Consider the following 21,584-nt stretch of genomic DNA (forward strand, 5'->3'; position numbering starts at 1 on the left):
GTGATTCAAGTGCTGCTTCCACAGGATTCATTTGATCTCCTAGATGTAGTTCTCTTCTAATGGATCGGCGGCTTTTGCTCTGCGGTTTTTCGATCTCAGCATCGATGCCGTCGAGGATGGAATTGTAACTGGAGGCTTGGGTTCTAGTGGTGGTTGCAACACCGAGATTGAAAGGATGTTTCAACGGTGCTGTATGAGTATGCGGGTGTTGTTTACCCGCCCCGTTCAAAAATGTGTGCTGCTCGGCGTGAGCATTATGTAGAGCTTTTGCGTCAGGGACTGAATTTTACGCAAGCAGCCAAAGTAGTGGGCGTTTCCAAACGTACCGGGAAAGTATGGCGTAATGGACGTACTCGCTCGAGCGGGCGTAACGAAAAGGCTAGCGTTGCCTAGTACTGTGCAAAAATGGAGATCCCTGAAAATGCTGGACCGTACTATCTAGGCCTGCAAGAACGAATCATTATCGCTGATAGGCTTCATGCAGGTAAAAGTATTCGCGCGATTGCCGGAGAGTTAGGCAGGGCACCGTCAACAATCAGCCGCGAGGTAAATAAACATCGTAGCCCAATAACAGGGGACTATTAGCCATATCACGCTGACCAGCAAGTAATACAAGCCAGGAAAAGACCTAAGCCAGCCAAGATTAACCGCAGTGCGCTATTGTTTCAACTGGTGGAGGACGGGTTAAAGAAACACTGGAGCCCGGAGCAAATTAGCGGGTGGCTGAAGAAAAACTATCCTGATAACCCGGCAATGAATATGTGTGTAGAAACCATTTACCAAGCGATGTATGTTCATGCCCGTGGACAGTTAAAGCTAGAGGTTAAAAAGATGCTGCGTACAGGGCGTAGCAGGCGTAAACCGCATAAACAACCCCAGCAGCGCACACCCCGTTTTAAAGACCCCATGGCAATGATTGCTTGCCGCCCAGCACAGGTCGATGAACGGATCATTCCAGGACACTGGGAAGGGGATTTGATATGCGGTGCCGGCAATAAGTCCGCGATTGGCACGTTGGTAGAGCGTACAACCCGGTTCACAATTTTGCTACATCTTCCTAATCACCATGATGCCGGCAGCGTTCAAGAAGCGATCGTGAAAAAGATGCAAGGACTTCCAAAACTACTACGTAACTCCCTTACCTGGGATCAGGGGTCTGAAATGGCGCTGCACAAGAAAATCTCTACTCCTTAGATATGGATGTTTTCTTCTGCGATCCTCATTCTCCTTGGCAACGAGGCACAAACGAGAACACCAATGGTTTACTACGACAGTACTTCCCAAAAGCTACCGATCTATCCCAGTACCCAGAAGACTATCTTGACGCAGTCGCAGAAGAGTTAAACGATCGACCACGCAAGACGTTAGAATACGATAAACCCAGCGAGCGGATCCTCAAGCTGCTTGCCTAAAACCATCAACCGTTGCAACCACCCCTAGAACCCGCCGGCGAGAAGAATGTGCACCGCATCGAACCACTGACGACCTCGGAAGATTTCTCCGTGCTTGCCGACGCCTTCGGCACACCGTACTGCTTCTGGCTACTGGGTGGGGCGCCAGAAGGTGTGAGCATCCCGAACCACAGCCCGAAATTCGCGCCGGTTCTGCAGCCGACTCTAGAAAACCGGCACCAGGGCGTTGGTCTCGGCAAGCATAGACAGACTTAAAGTCGTCGTGGACCTTACTCCCGCGTGAGTACGCGCAATGCGGCATCGTTAATGAAAATGCGCTGACGGCCTCGCTTAGTTTCACTCAACACCCCAATATCAACCAGATGATTAAGCCACGTTGCAGCCGTTTGTCTTTTCACTAGTCCGCTGTCTTCCACATCCTGAATGCGTAGGTACGGGCGCACCATCGTGATTTCAGACATTTCTTTAGCCGGACTAATAATGCCCGCATCGCGGATAGCAGCCGTGATCTCATCTTGTACCTGACGTAAGTCCGCGATCATAGTAGCGGCGTCGGTGGCTGCAACCTCCACGCCGCGGATCATAAACAAAAGCCAATCTTCCCAGGCAGATTCCGTTGTCACTCGGTTCAAGCAACGATAATATTGCGCCTTGTTCTCCACGATATAGCCGGATAAATAAAGCACAGGGAACGGAAGCAGGGCTTTTTGCAGCAGATACAGCACATTGAGGATACGCCCTGTGCGTCCGTTACCGTCGGTAAACGGGTGGATGGCTTCGAACTGATAATGCAGCAGAGCCATCTTTACCAAAGAATCAACGTCATGCTCGCTATAGATATAGCGCTCCCAACGCGATAAGTGCTGCTCAATCACTTCTCGCCCTTCAGGTGGAGTGTAGATGCGCTGTTGCGTATGCGGGTTACTGATGAATGTTCCAGGGTAAGAGCGAAACGGCGCAATGTGCGGTTCATCGCTTTGCAAAGTTCCGCAGACTATTTGCGTGGTCTTGGCAGATAGTGGCCGTTGACCGATCGATTCTAAGCCCGCATGCAAGGCGGCGTTATAGCGCAGAGCTTCTTTAGTTGCCGGGGTCGGCTCTGCGTCAACGTTCCAGGCAGCGCGGAAAAGCTCATCGTTTGTGGTTACGATGTTTTCGATTTCTGTAGACGCGCGTGCTTCGCGCAACGGAATCGTGGAAGTAAGAATCTCCGGATTGGGAATAAGCTGGCAAGCGGTGCGTAGCTCAGCAAGCTTTTCTTTTGCAGCAATAATCGCTTTGAGCACTGGAACGGTTTCGACGACTTGGGCAGGGGGCAGAGGTGGAAGCTCGTTGAAAGGACGGTTGGGGTCGAACGTGGTGCTGCTCATGCCGAAAGAATAAACATATCGGGGGCGCGTTCGTCGCCGGGGAGCCGACCGCTGAGCAGTTGCTGCCCGCTGTGGGTTGCCACCCGTCGACACAGCCCACAGCAGCGGAGGTTGCCGAAGAACTAGCCCCGTGGGTAGAGACCTTCGTGCCAGAGATGGTGCTGGTCAACTACTATCCGCCGGGTTCTGGGATGGGCATGCACGTCGATGAATTTGAGGAATCGCGGGCGCCGGTCATTTCAGTATCGATTGGCGACGAAGCACTGTTTCGGATGGGACACACCGAATCACGCACCCAACCCTGGGACGATGTGACTCTGTGCTCCGGCGACTTGGTGGTTTTCGGTGGGCCGAAGCGTTTTGCTTATCACGGGGTGGTGCGCGTGAATGATGCCACGCTTCCCGACGGCTGCGGGCTGGAACAAGGCAGGATTAACATCACGATCCGGCAGGTTTCTGCGGCGCCGAACGTACAGGGGTGTTAAACAGGGATTTGCTCAAAGATTGCCTAGGGAACCGTGGATGCAGACTTGCTAAGAAGACGACAGACCCAGGCTGGAGCCACCGCCACCAGCACCGCTACGGCCTGGCGTGGCTAGCGGCCCACATGGTTGCTGGACTGTTGATTCTTGGAATTCGGGTTCTCGGGCTTGGCGACGGGGCCATTGTGGCGTGGGGCAGTCGGGGGCAGTCTCAGCTGGAGCGTCGTCAGTGCTCGGCTGCGCTGGGGCGGCGGTGGTCTGCGCAATCCAATCGCCTAGCCCATGCAGCGAAGCAAACAGCGAGAAACGCCCACCACCTTGAGAAGCCTTAAACGAGGTCACCCCGGCAACCTCACCGTCGACAAAAAGCGGTCCGCCGGAATCGCCACGCCCGGCTTTAGCCTCGTCCAAATACTGCACGACGAATGCACCATGCTGGTTGCCCTGCGGCCGAAGCCCGGAAGAAGTTTTGCCAACCGCAGCGCGGGCATACTGCAGCGTCTCGCCGGTGCCAGCACCCCAGCCGTACACGCGTCCCTGCTCACCAAAGCTCACCGGTGCGCGGCGAACCTCGCGGATCAGACGCTGCGGCAGCGCATCGGTGACATGCACCAACGCCACATCGCCGTGCGGTGCCCACACTGCGTAATCCGAGGTGAACGTATTTTCTTCCCGATGTTGCTGCTCGCGGGTGGTGCCAACATAGACCCGCCGCTGCAAATTGGGCACCTCGACGCAATGCTGGGCGGTCAGCACCCACTGAGAAGCAACCACGGTGCCAGTACAACTAGCCACTTGAACCACGCCTTCGGCAGCGGTATCGTCCTCAGGGGAGACGGGCGTGCCATTTGTCAGTGCGGTGGCTGTTGCCGCACCAAGAACACCGCTGGTACCCGCAATACCCAGCAAGCTTGCTGCAGCAAGAGCAACAATTTTTCGCATTACACATCCTTGCAATCTTGTGGAACCACACGCTTGTTGGTGCCCTGCGTTCTCGCGCGGCGGAACGGTGATTCACTAATACGACTGACTTTTTCCATTCGGATCATAGCACCAAAGGTGAGTAATGTGTTCCTATCTAGTTAGTCAAGTCCGTGGGTGGAGTTTTCAGGGGCGTCCGCGGTGCTGACTCTGTCTGATTAGCGGCACGCTGAGGGGCCGACTAGAGTTTACCCAGTCGGCTTTTGTATCTGGGGCTTTATGCTGCTGCGACGACTGCGGCGTTATGTCTCTTGCCTTCTTTTCGCTTTCGTTCGTAGAATTGCCGTGAACGTTCGTGGAATCTGATCGATGCAAAAGACGATTGCCATAGAGCGTTCTTTAATTTTTTGTTGCCGGCTCGGTTTAGACTGTTGGACATAATGGCTTAAGGGACATTTGGGGATGCGGACATTTTTTAGGAATATTCAGAGTAACAGTTCACGCCTGCGTTGATTGATGCTTAATCCATCGAACTCAAGCTTGATTCTATCTTCGTTATAGAAGCCAACATATTCATGAAGTGCTCGCTCTCATTCATCACAATGGGGCCACTTACACCCATAGAACATCTCATTTTTCATTCTGCCGAACAATCCCTCGCACGCTGAATTGTCGGGTGAACATCTCTTCTTCGACATCGAACGCGTAAAGCCGATGTCCTGTGATGCTTGAATCCAACTGTTGCCCCGATAATGGCAACCACGATCGGAATGAATTACTAATTTTGCGGGGTCAGTCGGTGCATTATTGTCAAACGCCTGCTTCAAACAGTCGTCGGCAAGCTGCTGATGAGGGTGTCGGCTCGTTGTAGCCCCGACAATCTTTCCATCGAAACAGTCCACTAACGCCGAGAAGTATATTTTCCCGTCATCAGCAGGAAACTCGGAAATATCTGTCAACCACAGTAACCCTGGTGGGTCGGCATGAAAATTTCGTTTCACCAGATTCGGTGGGGCATCCGAAATCTCACCACGATAGGACGAATAGCAACACCTTTTCTTCACATAGCGCACCGTGAATCCTTCGGCAGAGATGATTCAACACACGACTTTCTCACTGACCTTGATACCCAGTTTCTTCAGCTGAATCCAGAATACTCGACGATTTCGGTTATCACCTCTGTCAGTTCTGCATATTTTGACGGGCTATTTAGGGCTTTGAGCTGGTAGTAGAAGCTGGATGAAGAAAGACCAACAATGTCGAGCAACAACGAAGTTGGAAAACAAGACCGTAACGCATCGACCACAATGGCTTTGAACTTGTTACTAAGGTTGGCTGGGTCGATGGGGATCGTCTTTTTAATTCTTCTAGTTCTTTTTCTCACACGGCCTTTTTTCGCTGATAGGCGTGCTGCCAGCTTCTTGAGTTCAGCCGCATTATCTGGAAGCGATTTCTCAAAAGCTTTACGCGTGACAATGCCTACAGACTGTTTGCGTTCAGTTGTGCTCATCAAGCCCCACTTTCCTTCTTCGCGGAATCGTTGGGCCCAAGCATGAGATGCTCATTTTCGAGTTCAGCGAAAGCTCAGATGCGATGGTGTCAGGAGACATACCGGCGGTGAAAAGCTCAACGGCTTTTAAGTTTTGCGCTAAGTGGGTAGCGCTTTAAGTCGTATGCCGAATGGGGGCAGCTGGAGGTTCATCACGCTTTTTGATCCATCGATGGAGTGTCCAACGGCCTGGGTAGCCCAACTCACGAACGGTCTTGGTAGCAGATTGTGTTCTATCGAATACCTCTAATGCCTTAAGCCGCTGGGCATCCGTGTATCGCACATTAGTCATACGGGAAATCCTCCAAGATTTCGTCCGCATCCCCCTTTGTCCCTTAAGCCTTTTAAAACCGTTGCTGGAATATGGTTACTTAGATATCTCGCTTAAAAGAATTCTTGGAATTGTAGCTCACTGACGACGGGTATGAACTCGACTATGTTCAGGATCTGACCTACAAGATGCTGCTCAAATACGCGGACATGGAGCCTTGCGTAGATGTAGCTCCATTTCTGCGTAAGGTCTAATTAGTCTCGAGCGTGTAGGCTCTGTTCGATTTTGACGAACTTGCCAGTTCTAAAAGATATTGGTTTGTGCAATGGTGTGAAACTCAAAGGCAATATCACTCGTGCTCTTCCTTCGTGGCGGCAAGCGCTTCATGCCGGCTTGAATGTGGTTCCTCTGCGTTAAGGAATGCTTCGAATATCTTGACTTCTAACTAGTCGAAGTTGTCTGTGCCGTGTGAGCTGCGAACCCTGGATTCTACGGCAATGACTGTGTCAGAAGTGTAGCGATCAAGAACTTTATTTATGCCTCGACCTTGTTCCTTTCTGAATCAAAGACCGCGCTCGTGCTAGTTGTGGGGGCTTGCATGAGCAACTGGAGGCTAGTAATCGCGGGGGGAAATCCCTGGCAGCATGCGCGGCATTACTTTGCCGGTGGCATTGCGGGGGAGCTCGTCGATGAAGTGCACATCGCGGGGGATGGAATGGTCGGCAAGCTTGGTGCGTACCCAGTCACGGACAGCGTCTTCGGTCAGGGCCCTACCCGCGGCAGTGGGGCTTTTGACGATCCACACGGCGATTCGAGCGAAGGTTTCGTCGTCGTCCACACCGCTGGCGTAGAGGTCTTGGATACCTGGCATGGGCTCGAGGACTTCTTCTACGGACCGTGGGAAGACGTTTTCGCCGCCGACGATGATCATGTCGTCTGCACGGCCGAGCACGTACAGCAGGCCGCGTTCATCGAGGTAGCCGCGGTCGCCGATCTGGACGAGTTCGCCGACGCGCTTAATGGGGATGCGGGGGTCGGTGTAGCCGTTAAGGGTGGTGTTGTTGTAGCAGAAGATACGGCCGACGGTTCCGGCAGGAACAGGCTGGTCGTTGTCGTCGAGAATGCGGACGGTGGTGCCTTCGCAGATCTTGCCGGCAACGGTGGGGTTTTTGGCTACTTCTTCCATGTTGGCGATGGCCGCTGCGGAGATCTCGGTGCTGCCGTAGAGGTTACACAGGATTTTGCCAAAGCGATCATGGACTGCTTCGACGAGCCATGGGGATAGGGCGTGGCCGGAGGAGAAGATGAATTCGAGGCTGGAGCAGTCGATGTTTTCTTGGCCTTCGACTTCGAAGAAGCGCTTGAGGAAGATCGGGGAGGAGATCATCGCATGGATTTTGAAGCGTTCGACGTCGCGAAGCGTGCGCTCGGGGTCGAAGATTCGGCGGGTGATCACGGTGCAGCGCATGGCGAAGCTCAGGTTCAAGATTCCCCAACCCCAGGTGTGGAACACCGATGCGGTGAGCTGAACGTTCATGTTGGTGCGGAACGGAATCTCGCTGAGCACGGACCCAGGATTGTGGGGGCTTTAGGCTCGTTGCGCATTACGCCCTTGGGGATGCCGGTGGTGCCAGAGGACATGAGCACGATGGCACCGTGTTGAGGGAAAACGGGTAGGTTTCCGCGGGTGTGCGTTGCGACGATCTCCTCAAGGTCGAGGCATTCCGCAGCGCGGGGGTGCGGTTCGGCTTCGCGGTGGGCCACGATCACAGGGATCTGGATGTTTTCGGGGAGACGCGGTAGGAATTCTTCGTCGATGACGAGCAGGTTGATACCGTCGCGGCGGATGCAGCCGTCGAGTTGATCGCGGGAGGATCCGATGTTGAGCAGGTAGATGGAGGCGCCTGCGTAGCCTTTGGCGGTGAGCGGGTAGATGCTGCCGCGGCCGTTGCGGGCCATCACGCCGATGCGGAGGTCTTCGCTGTTGAGCTGGTAAAAGTAGCGGGCCAAGGCGCGGGAGTTGTCGCGTAGTTCTTGGTAGGTGAGGCTGCCGTCGTCGTCGATAAGTGCGATGCGGTTGGGGCACACGCGGGCTGCTTGTTCTACTTCACGTGCGGTGGTGAAGCGATATCGTGCCATGGTGATTGGAGTACTTAGCGCTGCGAGGGGGTTGCCCTCGGTGCTGAGGAGCCCTGATGCGGCGATCGTAGGCATGTGGCGTGCCATCGATGTCAGTGTTGTCAACAGTGGCGCAATCTGGGGCATGTAAGGAAAACTCCTATAACAATAATTTGTATGACATAGCGGTTTATATGCGGAAGTAATCTTGGCGTTACGTTTCGTTTGGTAACATACCTATCTTTGACAACAACTTTTAAGTAGAAAACTTTCCCATGCGATCACTGACCGTCCTCTGTATTACAATCCTCGCAATCCTTGCAGTATCGCCGGCACATGCAGGTATCACCCGCAATAATGTCGTCATTTTTGGTGACTCTATGGTGGCTGACCCGTTGGTATCAGAAGTAATCGCAGGTCGTCTCAGTGGCCAACCACATTGCCCACATTCACCTACCAGCTACGCCGAAATCGCAGCGAAACGCCTAAGCCTAGAGTCCCGCAACTTCTCCTGCGCAGGTGCCCAAGTTCACATGGGCGGGCCATTTTTTAAAACCTCATTTATCGCCCAGATCGACACCGCCATCGCCACCGGAGCCCTCGACCCTAACACCCGGCGCGTCTGGATCACCCAAGGGTTTAACGATACCTGGAGTGGGCACCCCGCAGCGCAGGTGATTGCCACTATGAATGAGGTGATCGGCCGGATCCGTGCGCATGCTCCGAACGCCCGTATTCAGATCGTGGGCTATCCGAAGATCACCCATCAGGGTCAACTCTGTTTGGTGCGGTTGCCTGGTCAGCCTGCGTGGCCGATTGCTGCGGCGGTGGTCGCCACTTGGGAGGATCAAGCCTTATCGATTCAGCGCGAGGTGGCTGCGGCTACGGGCAGTGAGCTTATCGACGTCCGCTCCGCGACTGCGAATCATTCCATGTGTGCGCCGGATGAGCAGCGCTACATTTCCAGCGTGGTGGATGTTGCGGGTGCGCCTACGCATCTGCCTGCTCATGTGAATGAGCGAGGTCATCAGGGCATTGCGGATCTTATTGTGCGTATGAGATAGTCCCCGTAGCCGGATTTTTTGAGTGGCTGTGCGAGTGCTTCTAGTTGGGTATCGGTGATGAGTCCGGCTTTCCATGCGGCTACTTCTGGGGATCCGATGATAACGCCGGTGCGTTTTTGTAGTACTTCTACGTAGGCTGCGGCTTCGCTCATGGAGTCGATGGTTCCGGTGTCGAGCCATACGTCGCCACGTTCGAGTTTGTGTACGTGGAGGCGGCCTTGTTGCAGGTAGGCATCATTAATGGCGGTGATTTCTAGTTCGCCGCGTTCGCTAGGGGTGATTGTCTCTGCGATGCTGACGACATCGTTGTCGTAGAAGTACAGTCCCACCACCGCGTAGTTGGAGCGTGGGTGCTGGGGTTTTTCTTCAATGGATAATGCAGTGCCTATGGCATCAAAGGTAACCACGCCGTAGCGGCTGGGGTCGGATACTTCGTAGGCGAACACTGTTCCACCATGAGGCGAAGCGCAACCTTTGAGTGCTTGACCAAGGGCGGGACCGTCAAAGATGTTGTCGCCTAGGGCGAGGGCAACGCTATCATCGCCGATAAAATCGCGTCCGATGATAAACGCCTGCGCTAGACCGTCGGGGGAGGGCTGTACTGCGTAAGAAAGCTCGATGCCCCAGGCGGAGCCGTCGCCAAGCAGGCGTTGAAACGCCGCTTGGTCCTCAGGGGTGGTGATGATCAAGATCTCGCGAATACCCGCTTGGATCAGTGTGGTCAGCGGGTAGTAGATCATCGGCTTGTCGTAGATCGGCATAAGCTGCTTAGAAATCCCCAACGTAATGGGGTGCAAACGAGTGCCAGAACCGCCGGCGAGAATGATGCCCTTCATGGCTCCTAAGCCTACTTGGTGTCTAAGTAGTCACGCACAGCATCCCGCCATGGACGCGGTTGAAAACCCGTGGCCACAATCTTGTCCAAGTTGAATGTCGACTCCGCGGGGCGCTTGGCCAATGGACCTGTCTGGGCCTCGTACTCGGTTGTGGTAACAGACGTAACCGCCACACCGGATATCCCACAATGCTCAAACACTGCGCGGGCAAGGTCATCGCGGCCAACCACATCGCCAGAATTAGAAAGATTGTACACACCATAATCTGCGTCGCTGCGCAGCAAATGCACAATACCCGCCGCCAAATCCGCAGCATGGGTAGGTCTACCACGCTGGTCGCTAATCACATTGGGGCGAATACCGCGCTGCGCCAACGAACGCATGGTCTCCACAAAGTTGCCCCCCTGGCCAAATACCCACGAGGTGCGCACCACATAGTGCTTCGGTGCCACAGCAGCCGCAATATCACCCGCCGCTTTCGAAGCCCCATACACCGACAACGGCGACGGCGCTTCCGTCTCCTCATGCACAGATGTGGCGCCGTCGAAAATGAAATCCGTCGACACATGCACCAACGTCAGATTATTCTCCGTAGCAATCTGCGCCAGTCGCGCCGGGGCCATAGCATTGACCTCCCACGCGCGGGCACGATCATCTTCTGCCGCATCCACATTGTTATAGGCCGCACAGTTAATAATCGCCTCATACTGGCGCCACGGGCGCTGTGGTGGGTTAACCACATCGAAATCCGCATGTGAACACAACTCGGCATCCGGCAACAATGCTGCCAGTGCGCGCCCCAACTGGCCATGCGCCCCCGTGATCAGGATGCGACGTGCCGGCATCGGGGTGGCGTCGGCAAGCTGGGGGTGGCAACGATCCTTATCCGAAATCTCCGTGGGGGGAAGCGGCCAATCGATCATGTCCAAATTCACCGCCGTATACGTAGCGTCCGGCGACCAATGATCATTGACCAAGTAGGTGTAACTCGTGTTATCCACCAGTGCCTGAAAACCATTGGCCACTCCACGTGGCACAAACACCGCAGTATGAGGGGTGATGGTGCAGGTGACTACCTCGCCGAAGGTGTCGGAGCCTTCCCGCATGTCGCACCACGCTCCAAACACTTCGCCATGAGCCACCGACACGAACTTATCCCACGGCTCGGCGTGCAAGCCACGTGTCACGCCCCGCTCAGTGTTAAAAGAGATGTTGTTTTGCACCGGCTGGAAATCCGGCAAGCCCGCCGCCACCATCTTTTCCCGCTGCCAGTTCTCCTTGAACCATCCACGGTTATCACCATTGACATCGAGGTCGACAATAACAACACCGGCAATGGCAGTGGGGCGAACCTGCATAATCTATCCCTTCAATCAAACGCTATTTGCGCACAACTTTAATGCCCTTGGGCTAGATAACGCTGTTCTACCGCGGCCTTTTGGGGCTCCCACCAATCGCGATGCGTGCGATACCACTCGATAGTTTGTAGCAGTCCCTCGCGCATGCCGGTGTCGGTATCAGTAAAACGCGGCTGCCAGCCAAGCTCTGCGCGCAAAGTGGAGGAATCCATGGCATAGCGCATGTCGTGGCCAGGACGGTCTGCAACGTGCTCAAAACCGTCCGCACCCATGAGCTCACAGATCAGTGTGATCACGGTTTTGTTGTTCACATGATCGTTGTCTGCGCCAATGATGTAGGTTTGCCCGATACGGCCACTTTCTAGAATCCGGATCACGGCATCATTGTGGTCATCCACATGGATCCAGTCGCGCACCTGCTCGCCCGTACCGTACAACTTAGGCATGAGCCCACTTAAAATGTTGGTGATCTGGCGTGGAATAAACTTCTCAATGTGCTGGTAAGGGCCATAATTATTAGAACAATTAGAAATCGTTGCACGCAATCCAAATGAACGAACCCATGCGTGTACCAGATGATCCGACCCAGCCTTTGTCGCCGAATATGGTGACGACGGATTATACGCAGTGTGCTCAGTAAACCGGTTCGGATCATCTAACTCAAGATCACCAAAAACCTCATCCGTGGACACATGATGGAACCGCACATTGTGGCGTCGCGCAGCCTCCAACAACGTAAACGTACCCACCACATTGGTCTGCACAAACGGCGACGGATCCACCAAAGAATTATCGTTATGCGACTCCGCAGCAAAGTGCACCACCACATCCGAATCAGCCACCAAGCGATCCACCAACTGTGCATCACAAATATCGCCCACAACCAAAGTGGCATCACAGCCATCCAGATTTGCAGCGTTGCCAGCATATGTCAGCTTATCCAGTACCGTGACCCGATACTCTGGGCGGGTAGCAAGGACACGCCTGACAAAATTCGAACCAATAAAACCGGCGCCGCCGGTGACCAGCATACGTTTCACAGCCATCGATGTTACCGTGGCCATTCTGGCAACGCAGTCTCATACAACCACGCATGCCACAACGCATCGAGCTGCGCTGAAGAATCCACTTCCTTGAGCAACTCGCGGCGTAAATCCACCGGCTCCACAACGGAATGTCGACCCGCCGCAACATAACGTGCAATGGCGCGGAAGAAGGCTGCGCTGCCAAGCAACGTGCGAAGCGCATGCAGCGTCAACGCACCACGCTTATACACGCGATCATCAAACATATCGCGTGCCCCTGGGGCTGCCACCACAATATCTGCAGGAAGCTGCGCCAACCGTTCATAATGCTGCGCCGCAGTCACCGCCGCCGGAATCCCCGCCGAATGCTCAAACCACAACCACTCCGCGTAACACGCAAAGCCCTCATTGAGCCAAATGTCATCCCACTGCGCAAGACCCAAAGAATTACCAAACCACTGATGTGCTAGCTCATGGGCCACCAGCCGCTCCCACTGCTTAGCACCCCCGGCGTGATTCGCGCCAAAAATAGACAACCCTTGAGCCTCCAACGGAATCTCTAGATCGTCCTCGGTCACAACCACCGAATACTGCTCAAAAGGGTAGGGGCCAAACAACTGAGAAAACAGCTCCAGCATCGCCGCCTGATCCGCAAAATCATGGCGTACCCTAGCAGCTAACGCCGGCGGCGCATACGCGATCACGGGAACCTCACCCGCCGCACCAAGCTCATAGCGCTCATACTGGCCAACCTGCACCGTTGCCAAGTAGCTCGCCATCGGATGCTGTGTGCGATAACGCCACTGCGTGCGCGAACCATGCCGCGTGGTGCCCAATAACTCGCCATTGGCCACCACCGTGTACGGCGAATCGCACGTAATACTCATGGTGTACAGCGCCTTTTCATCGGGAGTGTCATCACACGGTAACCACGAACGCGCACCATTAGGCTGGCTGGCCACCAAGGAACCGTTGCTCAGCTCCTCCCAACCGATTAACCCCCACGTACTCCGAATCGGGCGCGGATTGCCCGAGTAGACCACGGTGATCTTAAACTCCTGATCCACCGGAATCTCCTCGGTAAAAGAAATGCGCAGTTTATGGTTGCTGTGCCGGAACTTCTGCACCTCCACAACCACCGCCGACGTCCCCTGGGCGGTCACCGACTTCACCGTCAACGCGTCCGAAAGATCCAGCGTAAGCCCCCGCAACGGTTGATAATTGTCCATCGAGAGCGTGACTGCGGCTTTTAACCGGTTCGGCGCAACAACATAGTCCAAGGAGACGTCGTAATGCCGCACGTGAAACCCCAAGTTGAAATCCACCTGGGTGTAGGAGTCCCGCGTACCAGGAATAGGTGTGGAACGAAGCCGGCTCATCGCGCGCCGCCCAATGCGTCAAGCAGCCACGTATAAATCATGGCTTCCGACGCCGCCACCTGCGCATTATCCGCAGCGCCCGCATGGCCACCCTCCGAATTCTCCCAATAATCCACAGCCTGCCCAGCAACCTTCAAAGCACGCGCAAACAACCGTGCGTGAGCGGGGTGGACACGATCATCGCGTGTCGACGTAGTCACCAACGCCGGTGGGTACGTTACCTGCGCACGAGCTGCCACATGATGCAAGGGTGAATAACTTTCCAACACCGCCCGTTCTGCCGGATCATCTGGATCCCCATACTCCGCCATCCACGACGCACCCGCCGACCACGTGTGGTACCGCAGCATGTCGGTCAGCGGCACTTGAATGACCGCAGCGTCGATCGCCTCCGGATAGCGCGTTAACGCCACCGACGTGAGCAAACCACCATTGGAACCGCCGCGCACCGCAATCTGCGAGGCATACCCGCGCTGCCGCAGATCCGCCAGCACCGCCTGATGGTCCTCGTAAATCTTGACGCGATGACGCCGAATCACGCTTTCATGCCAGCGCGGACCGAACTCGCCACCACCGCGCAAATTAGGTTGTACAAAATAGTTTCCCTTGCTCAGCCACGCCCGCCCGCGTATCGACGAATACCCCGGCACCAGTGAAACCTCAAAGCCGCCATAACCGCCCACCAACGTTGGACGTGGCCCTTGAGAGAAATCGCCCACGATAAAATACGGAATCTTGGTGCCATCTGCCGACGTTGCCCAATGCTGCCTCGTCTCCAGACGACAGGCATCAAACAACGCTGGTGCCTGCTTGACCACCTCTGGGATGGTGTGTCGGCCAAGTTCAACGCGGTATAACGTATCCGGTTGCGTAAACGACGATGCCCCCAGCCACAGCTCATCAGATTCCGAATCCGCCGCCACCACGCGCGCGGTGACCATATCGCCTACGTTGATGCGTCGCGACGCCGACCCCGGAGCCCCGCGATCAACAACCTCAATCCGGCTGGTCACATCCTCCAAAATCGTGAGCACCACATAGGAAGCCGTCAACGTCAGATCCTGCACACTCGACTGCGCAGTAGGCGTAAATACAGCGCAGAAATCCCTACGACCTGCAAGGAAATCCTCAAACAAGATAGCGCCCACACCACCGGAAGGAATGCTGGCGTACTCCTCACGTGGCAGCACATACATCCACTCACGATGGACCACCACCGTGCAATCCTCCGGCACCTCAATGATCTGCAGATGGCCATCACGCTGAATAAACGTCCGCGACCGATAAAAGTCCAGCGCCCGACGCACAAACAACCGCTCAAAACCAGGGGCTGTCTCCGCCCACGCAGACACCGCTAAATCCGAGGTAAGGCCGCAGAAAAACTCCTCAGCATCCGCAAGTTCTGTGCCACGCCGCCACACATGAACCCGAGCCGGATACCCAGACTCCGTCAAACTGCCGGCACCCATGTCCGTCCCCACCAGCACAGTATCGCGATCTACCCAGCACACCTGGGTCTTGGCCTCCGGAACCGCAAACGCTTGGTCTTCAACAAAACTGCCAGTAGCTAAGTCGAACTCGCGAATCTCCACCGCATCGGCACCACCGCGGCTTAATCGGATCAGCGCGCGATCAAAATGATGTGGACGCACATGCGCGCCCTTCCACACCCAGCTTTCTTCCTCGGAAGCAGCAAGGCGGTCGACGTCGATAAGCACCTGCCATTGCGGGGAATCGCCCGCAAAACTCTCTAACGTAGTACGTCGCCACACCCCACGGGGGTGGTCGCGATCCCGCCAAAAGTTATACAGATATTCGCCCCGGCGCGTCACATAAGGAATACGCGCGTCCGTATCCAGCGCCTCATGAATACTACGTTGGAGTTCATCGTTGCTCCACTTCTCTTGCGTAGCCTGCGACCACGCGCGCGCCCACTCAAGAGCGGCGGGGGAATCGATCAGCTCTAGCTCCTCAACAGGGGGGTGGTGCATCGCCGGCGTGTCCTTTCCTCAGAGTAATAAAAAGCCTCGCTGATAACGCACTTAAAGCGTATCAGCGAGGAAGTAAAGCGAAGAGATTTACTTGTTAAAAGCCATGTTGAACAGCTCCCACGATGCAACCATTTCCTCTTCCCAGTAGCCCCACGAATGGGTGCCAGTGTTGCGGAAGTTGAATGTAGCTGGAATGTTCAGGGAATCCAGCTTGACCTTGAGGTCATGGGTGCACATGTTGGTGCCAGCCTCGATGATGCCGCCCTCGGTGGAAGTGATCAAGTTAGTAACAAAAATGGTGGCAGGGTCTTTACCGGCCAAGCGAGGGCTGGAAGGAAGATCGTACTTGCCGACGGTGCCAGAGTTGTTGGACACATATACCTCAGTGCCGCGCAGGTTCTCAGCGTTGATCAGAGCATCATTCTTGCGGTTGACTTCGCCGCCCTGTGGCCCCCACATCTGCTCAGGGGTTGCGCCACCGCGCTCCAAGGTCAGGCGAAGGAAGTGGTAGGTCAGCGGGCTAGAGGTTGCAGCACAACCGGAGAAGGAACCGGTAGCGTCGTAGAAGCCCTGTGCGTGCTCAGCCAGAAGCAAAGCGCTGGTAGCGGACATAGACAAGCCGGCGATCGCGCGTTTATTAGAAGCCTTAAGGTGGCCTTCGATTGGTCCTGGAAGCTCCTTGGTCAAGAAGGTTTCCCAGTTCTGTTTGCCGCCCAAGGAAGGTGCATCAGATACCCAGTCGGTGTAGTAGGAGAACTTACCGGCCATAGGGATAACAACGTTGACGTCTTTATCGCGGTAGAAGTCCAACGCCTTGGTCTGCATGACCCAGTTAGCGCTGCCCTCGCCACCATCGCCACCGTTGAGCAGGTAGATGGTAGGGCGGCCTGGGTTAGCTGCCTTCAAAACAACCAATGGCACATCGCGGTTCATGGAAGGGGAGTGAGCCCACATTTCCACGACGCGGTCGCCTGTAGCCTTCTCGCGCCATGCAGGATTCAGGCCTGGGGTTGCACCTTCATGGACAGTGGCAGGAGCAACCTGACCACGAACAGTGTCTGGGTTGAGGTTAGCTGCTTGTGCGGGGGCTACCATTGCGCCGGCTACGGATGTAGCAGCAATGGAAAGCGCCGCGAGAGAACGACGGAACTTCATTGAAACTTCTAAAGACTTCCTGTGCGATTAAAGGGGCGAGCTGTGCGACGAGCACTTAGTAGAGTCATCGCTTTCTAAGAAGAAAATGTTAACAGCTTGGTAGAAAAGAAGATAGAAGAAGCGACGCATGTGCCCTCGCTCTGTGGCGAGGTGCTCAGTTAGCCTAAAGTCACAGGAGTGAACTATGGTTTACTTGTGTAACATCGCAGTGGAACGTACTTACCTAAGTTAAATAAGGAGTCCCCTTCCCATGGATCAGATTATCCTCGCAATCTCCAGCATTTTCGGTGCTCTTAGCCACTCTGGCTCTTCCGGACTGAGCTTTGTTTCCCACTTCTTGGGATTCTTCTGATAGATCATCTTTTTGTTTAATTTGCTCAGAGGGCACGACAATTTGATGTGATGCACGTATCCTAGGAAACTGTGACTGAACATTATGACGTAGTAGTACTCGGTGCAGGCCCTGGTGGCTATGTCGCCGCCATCCGCGCAGCCCAGCTTGGCAAGAAGGTTGCAGTCGTTGAAAAGCAGTACTGGGGAGGTGTCTGTCTCAACGTCGGTTGTATCCCTTCCAAGGCGCTTCTGAAAAACGCTGAGGTAGCACACATCTTTAACCATGAGGCAAAGACCTTCGGCATTAGTGGCGACGTGTCCTTTGACTTCGGTGCTGCTCATAAGCGCTCCCGCCAGGTATCTTCCGGAATCGTCAAGGGTGTCCACTACTTGATGAAGAAGAACAAGATCACCGAAATCGACGGTCTCGGCTCCTTTAAAGACGCCAAGACCATCGAGATCACCGAGGGTAACGACGCCGGCAAGGTAGTTACCTTCGATGACTGCATTATCGCCACCGGTTCCGTCGTGCGTTCTCTGCCAGGTGTAACCATCGGCGGTAATATCGTTTCCTTCGAAGAGCAAATTCTCAAGGAAGAAGCACCAAAGTCTATGGTGATCGTGGGCGCCGGCGCTATCGGTATGGAGTTTGCTTACGTTCTAGCTAACTACGGCGTAGACATCACCATCGTGGAATTCATGGATCGCGTGCTGCCAAACGAGGATGCAGACGTATCCAAGGAGATCGCAAAGCAGTACAAGAAGCTCGGCGTTAAACTGCTGACCGGTTACAAGACCACCGCCATCACCGATAACGGCGACAATGTCACCGTCGAGGTGGAGTCCAAGGACGGATCCAAAAAAGACAGCCTCACCGTCGAGCGCTGCATGGTGTCCATCGGTTTCGCGCCACGTGTTGAAGGCTACGGCCTCGAAAACACCGGAGTGAAGCTCACTGAGCGCGGCGCTATCGAAATCGACGACTTCATGCGCACCAATGTCGACCACATTTACGCAATTGGCGACGTCACCGCGAAACTGCAGCTGGCACACGTTGCAGAAGCGCAGGGTGTTGTTGCCGCCGAGGTTATCGCCGGTGCTGAAACCCAAGAGCTGGGCGACTACATGATGATGCCACGCGCTACCTTCTGTAACCCACAGGTTGCATCCTTCGGCTACACCGAAGAACAGGCGAAGGCAAAGTTCGAAGGCCGCGAGATCAAGACCGCTACCTTCCCATTCTCTGCCAACGGTAAGGCAGCCGGCCTCGCTGAAACTGCAGGCTTTGTCAAGATCGTTGCAGACGCAGAATTTGGCGAGATCGTCGGCGCGCACATGGTTGGTGCAAACGTCTCCGAACTGCTGCCAGAACTCACCTTGGCACAGCGTTTCGACCTCACCTGTGAGGAAATTGGACGCAACGTTCATACGCACCCAACCCTGTCTGAGGCAATGAAGGAAGCCGCAGAAGGAATCATGGGTCACATGATCAACCTCTAAAAAACCACGAGGATGCTCTTCGTTGCCGTACCTGGCAGCGGGGAGCGTCGGCGTATCATGGGGCCTACCCCTAAGTGCCCTGCACCGCATGCCAACCTGGAACCTTGGGGCCAAACGACTGCCAATTAGTTCAATCGGTTCGAGAAGACCCAGAGCTAAAGCAGCTGATGATCCAAATGATCAATAAGGCGCGACTTGGGAAGCATGAGGATCAATGCTGAGCAATGTATTTACCGCGGGAAAAGCTCGCTGCGGGCAATTCGTGCGAGAACACACACGGCAGCCAGCGCCGATAGGGACCGCATTGCTAAAGCCGTCGAAATCCAGCCCAGCAGTATAAACGGTGCGATGAGCGTGGCGGGCCTCGCAGCCAAGCCCAATAGAAAAAATCTTGCCCGGCTCGCTAAACCGCCCCTGATGGTGACGCACCGTGCGCGCAATCCATAAGTAACTGCGTCCGTCGGGCATCTCAGAAAGCTGTCTCATGATCGTGCCTGGGCTGCTGAAAGCCTCATATACGTTCCACAAAGGGCACGTGCCTCCAGAATGCGTGAAATGAAAACCAGTGGCCGATTGCCGCTTGGAGATATTTCCGGCACGATCCACGCGGACAAACGTAAACGGAATGCCTTTGAGCTGAGGGCGTTGCAAGGTTGAAAGCCGATGGCAGACCGTCTCATATCCCAGTCCAAAGACTTGGCAGAGATATTCGATGTCGTAACCGCTTTTTTCCGCCTGTGAATGGAACATGCCATAAGGCAACATCACCGCCGCAGCAAAGTAGGAGGCGATGCCGCGAAGCGCTAATCGACGCGCCTCCTCTGATTGGAAGTGACCGTCGGAAACAAGTGCATACATCTGCTCGCCAGCTTCGAGATACCCCAGCTCTGCTGCAAGTCTAAAAGCGCGCTGGCCAGCAATAAGACGAGTAGACAGCGTAAGTTGGCGAGAAACATTGTCAAACTTATGCAACGTGGCGCCGAGGTCAACGCCGGGGATGATCTCTACATCATGGTCTTCTTGCAGGCGTTGAGTCAGTGCTGCTTCGTTGGCTCGAATATTAAAAGTAGTAATGCCTAGCTCTGTGGCAATGCGTTCGGCGATCCGATCTAGTTCGTCGAGGTAATTGTGGTGAGAGTAGAAGAAGTCGCGCACCTCATCGTGAGGCATGGACAACATCGCAAGTGGATTGGGAGTATCTAATCCGCTGAGACGGCGTTTGTCGGTAACCGCATCAAGGTTGTCGCGGAGGCGTCGATAGCGACGATGCATCTCCACCATGGCGCGAGCAGCTTCGGGGTGGTGGTCTACGAGGGTGGACAGCTCGGTGACGTCGATAGGCTGTGGGCAAACTTCTTTGTCGAACATGACATCCTGTAGCTCGGCGATGAGGCGTGAGGAATCGTCGCGCGAAAAGAAGGTGGCGTCTACTCCAAATGAGGCTGTTATTTTCCGCAGCACTTGTGGGGTAAGCGGTCGGACGTCGTGTTCGATCTGGTTGATGTAGCTGGCTGAGATCCCGAGGAGCTCGGCGAGCGCGGCTTGGGTGAGGTCGCGTTCTTTGCGTAGCTGGCGCAGGCGTGAACCCACATAAGTCATACCCATGGGTTTCTACACTACGTGAGCTGCGCCATGATGGATGATCATTCAAAAATTGACTGTGGTGTGCAGTACACAACTGTCACTTCTGTTGCGCTGCTGGGAAAATAGGGGAAAGGGCAAATATGTCGCTGGCCTTGTGCTTTTTCTCTAAATCACACTAAGAGGCTTGTCTAAAGATCACCCATTCGTATGACACCGAAAGGGTGGAGAGAGGGGATGGTGTACAAAATCACTAAAAAGTTGGATGATCGTTCTCTGTCATCTCACGCTTTTGAAAAAGTGCCGGTAGATGTGGCAATTTTTGGTCACTCTCGGCGCCGCTTTTAGGTCAGGGTACCCTAAACTGCAGGTAGATTAGCCTTTTTGGATAGGTGACCTAATTCACAATGGGTGTTTGTAAGTGGTTTATAGGCAAGGTCGGGTCGTAAAGTTATAGCGACACTGGAGGTGCCATGACTGTAAATAACATCGACCGTGACGCAATCGCTCACGGCAAAATCACTGAAAAGCCGCTGCGTGAGCGGCCACAGTTCCCAACCTGGGCGCTGAAGCTCGGCATGGCCGTCACTGGCCTAATCTTTGCCTTCTTCGTCGTATTCCACATGGTTGGAAACCTGAAGATCTTCCTGCCGTTCTACGAAGACGGCACGCATCCAATCGACATTTACGGCGAGTGGCTGCGCAATCTGCTCTACCCACTGCTTCCACACGGTGTATTCCTGTGGATCTTCCGCTTGGTCCTACTCGCTTGCATCGTGATCCACATCTACGGCGCATTCGCATTGACCGCGCGCTCCCGTCAGTCTCGCGGCAAGTTCCGTCGCACCAATCTGATGGGTGGCATGAACTCCTTCACTACCCGCACCATGCTGGTCACCGGCATCGTGCTGCTGGCGTTCATCATCTTCCACATCTTGGATCTCACCATCGGTGCTGCACCAGCAGCTTCTGATGCTTTCGAGCACGGTGCTATCTATGCGAACATGGTCGCAGGCTTTAGCCGCTGGCCAGTCACCATCTTCTACGTGATTGCCATGGTGACCTTGTTCATGCACTTGTCGCATGGTATCTGGCTTGCTACCAGCGACCTTGGTATTACTGGCAAGCGCTGGCGTGCGGTCATGCTGTTCTTGGCATACCTCGTCCCAGCAATTGTCATGATCGGCAACATCGCTATTCCGCTGTCCATCGCACTCGGCTTGGTCGGCTAGGGGAGAA

Annotated in this window: 16 protein-coding genes and 5 pseudogenes; 6 read left to right on the top strand and 15 right to left on the bottom strand. The window is 54.8% G+C overall.

The window, feature by feature from the left end; translation table 11 throughout:
- Window positions 1-231 precede the first annotated feature (231 nt).
- A pseudogene (locus CIP100161_RS01770) lies at window positions 232-1,412 on the top strand (IS30 family transposase).
- 269 nt (window positions 1,413-1,681) lie between these two features.
- On the opposite strand, the gene CIP100161_RS01780 reads toward CIP100161_RS01770, so the two are convergent.
- The gene (locus CIP100161_RS01780; RefSeq protein WP_155871442.1) at window positions 1,682-2,782 is read right to left on the bottom strand and encodes a Fic family protein; all 1,101 of its coding nucleotides are present in this window, start codon (window positions 2,780-2,782) and stop codon (window positions 1,682-1,684) included.
- A gap of 98 nt (window positions 2,783-2,880) precedes the next feature.
- Here CIP100161_RS01780 and CIP100161_RS01785 point away from each other — a divergent pair.
- Window positions 2,881-3,267, top strand: a pseudogene (locus CIP100161_RS01785) (alpha-ketoglutarate-dependent dioxygenase AlkB); the annotation flags it as partial.
- A 48-nt stretch (window positions 3,268-3,315) separates the two neighbouring features.
- Here CIP100161_RS01785 and CIP100161_RS01790 read toward each other — a convergent pair.
- From CIP100161_RS01790 to CIP100161_RS01805, 7 genes and pseudogenes are all read right to left on the bottom strand, one after another.
- Entirely contained in the window at window positions 3,316-4,206 is an 891-nt protein-coding gene (locus CIP100161_RS01790) for a S1 family peptidase (RefSeq protein WP_155871444.1), read from the bottom strand.
- 259 nt (window positions 4,207-4,465) lie between these two features.
- Window positions 4,466-4,630, bottom strand: a pseudogene (locus CIP100161_RS01795) (IS110 family transposase); the annotation flags it as partial.
- 40 nt (window positions 4,631-4,670) lie between these two features.
- A pseudogene (locus CIP100161_RS12490) lies at window positions 4,671-4,760 on the bottom strand (hypothetical protein); the annotation flags it as partial.
- Window positions 4,761-4,775: 15 nt separating this feature from the next.
- On the bottom strand, window positions 4,776-5,258 hold the full coding sequence (locus CIP100161_RS12010) for a DDE-type integrase/transposase/recombinase (RefSeq protein ID WP_332068163.1): 483 nt from the start codon (window positions 5,256-5,258) through the stop codon (window positions 4,776-4,778).
- Window positions 5,259-5,323: 65 nt separating this feature from the next.
- Window positions 5,324-5,695 carry a hypothetical protein gene (locus CIP100161_RS12015; RefSeq protein ID WP_232053047.1) on the bottom strand — a complete coding sequence of 124 codons (372 nt, stop codon included), beginning with the start codon at window positions 5,693-5,695 and terminating at the stop codon, window positions 5,324-5,326.
- A gap of 154 nt (window positions 5,696-5,849) precedes the next feature.
- A complete protein-coding gene (locus tag CIP100161_RS12020) occupies window positions 5,850-6,026 on the bottom strand; it encodes a hypothetical protein (protein WP_232053048.1) in 177 nt (58 codons plus the stop codon).
- 592 nt (window positions 6,027-6,618) lie between these two features.
- Window positions 6,619-8,270, bottom strand: a pseudogene (locus tag CIP100161_RS01805) (acyl-CoA synthetase).
- 128 nt (window positions 8,271-8,398) lie between these two features.
- Here CIP100161_RS01805 and CIP100161_RS01810 point away from each other — a divergent pair.
- Complete coding sequence (locus CIP100161_RS01810) at window positions 8,399-9,187, top strand: SGNH/GDSL hydrolase family protein (RefSeq protein WP_155871446.1); 789 nt, start codon at window positions 8,399-8,401, stop codon at window positions 9,185-9,187.
- Here CIP100161_RS01810 and rfbA read toward each other — a convergent pair.
- The 6 genes from rfbA to CIP100161_RS01840 form a co-directional block, all read right to left on the bottom strand.
- Complete coding sequence (gene rfbA / locus CIP100161_RS01815; RefSeq protein ID WP_155871451.1) at window positions 9,151-10,023, bottom strand: glucose-1-phosphate thymidylyltransferase RfbA; 873 nt, start codon at window positions 10,021-10,023, stop codon at window positions 9,151-9,153. The two genes, CIP100161_RS01810 and rfbA, sit on opposite strands and share 37 nt — an antisense overlap.
- An 11-nt stretch (window positions 10,024-10,034) precedes the next feature.
- Entirely contained in the window at window positions 10,035-11,381 is a 1,347-nt protein-coding gene (gene rfbD / locus CIP100161_RS01820) for a dTDP-4-dehydrorhamnose reductase (protein WP_155871453.1), read from the bottom strand.
- A 38-nt stretch (window positions 11,382-11,419) separates the two neighbouring features.
- Window positions 11,420-12,412 (bottom strand): dTDP-glucose 4,6-dehydratase, encoded by a 993-nt coding sequence (gene rfbB / locus CIP100161_RS01825; RefSeq protein ID WP_166443182.1) that lies wholly within the window; start codon window positions 12,410-12,412, stop codon window positions 11,420-11,422.
- A 20-nt stretch (window positions 12,413-12,432) separates the two neighbouring features.
- Window positions 12,433-13,785: a M1 family metallopeptidase gene (locus CIP100161_RS01830; RefSeq protein ID WP_155871455.1), complete on the bottom strand. Its 1,353-nt coding sequence runs from the start codon at window positions 13,783-13,785 to the stop codon at window positions 12,433-12,435.
- The gene (locus CIP100161_RS01835) at window positions 13,782-15,776 is read right to left on the bottom strand and encodes a prolyl oligopeptidase family serine peptidase (protein WP_155871457.1); all 1,995 of its coding nucleotides are present in this window, start codon (window positions 15,774-15,776) and stop codon (window positions 13,782-13,784) included. The genes CIP100161_RS01830 and CIP100161_RS01835 overlap by 4 nt, the downstream gene beginning before the upstream one ends.
- 87 nt (window positions 15,777-15,863) lie before the next feature.
- The gene (locus CIP100161_RS01840; protein WP_155871459.1) at window positions 15,864-16,931 is read right to left on the bottom strand and encodes an alpha/beta hydrolase; all 1,068 of its coding nucleotides are present in this window, start codon (window positions 16,929-16,931) and stop codon (window positions 15,864-15,866) included.
- 423 nt (window positions 16,932-17,354) lie between these two features.
- Here CIP100161_RS01840 and lpdA point away from each other — a divergent pair, with 423 nt between their 5' ends.
- Window positions 17,355-18,764 carry a dihydrolipoyl dehydrogenase gene (lpdA, locus tag CIP100161_RS01845; protein ID WP_004566447.1) on the top strand — a complete coding sequence of 470 codons (1,410 nt, stop codon included), beginning with the start codon at window positions 17,355-17,357 and terminating at the stop codon, window positions 18,762-18,764.
- 74 nt (window positions 18,765-18,838) lie between these two features.
- Window positions 18,839-18,985 (top strand): DUF6767 domain-containing protein, encoded by a 147-nt coding sequence (locus CIP100161_RS12495; RefSeq protein WP_408609459.1) that lies wholly within the window; start codon window positions 18,839-18,841, stop codon window positions 18,983-18,985.
- Here CIP100161_RS12495 and ramB read toward each other — a convergent pair.
- On the bottom strand, window positions 18,945-20,369 hold the full coding sequence (ramB, locus tag CIP100161_RS01850) for an acetate metabolism transcriptional regulator RamB (RefSeq protein ID WP_155871461.1): 1,425 nt from the start codon (window positions 20,367-20,369) through the stop codon (window positions 18,945-18,947). The two genes, CIP100161_RS12495 and ramB, sit on opposite strands and share 41 nt — an antisense overlap.
- A 449-nt stretch (window positions 20,370-20,818) precedes the next feature.
- On the opposite strand from ramB, the gene CIP100161_RS01855 reads away from it, so the two are divergent.
- Entirely contained in the window at window positions 20,819-21,577 is a 759-nt protein-coding gene (locus CIP100161_RS01855) for a succinate dehydrogenase cytochrome b subunit (protein ID WP_155871463.1), read from the top strand.
- The last annotated feature ends 7 nt before the right edge of the window (window positions 21,578-21,584 follow it).

It is taken from the genome of Corynebacterium rouxii (genome assembly GCF_902702935.1).
Classification (GTDB): domain Bacteria; phylum Actinomycetota; class Actinomycetes; order Mycobacteriales; family Mycobacteriaceae; genus Corynebacterium; species Corynebacterium rouxii.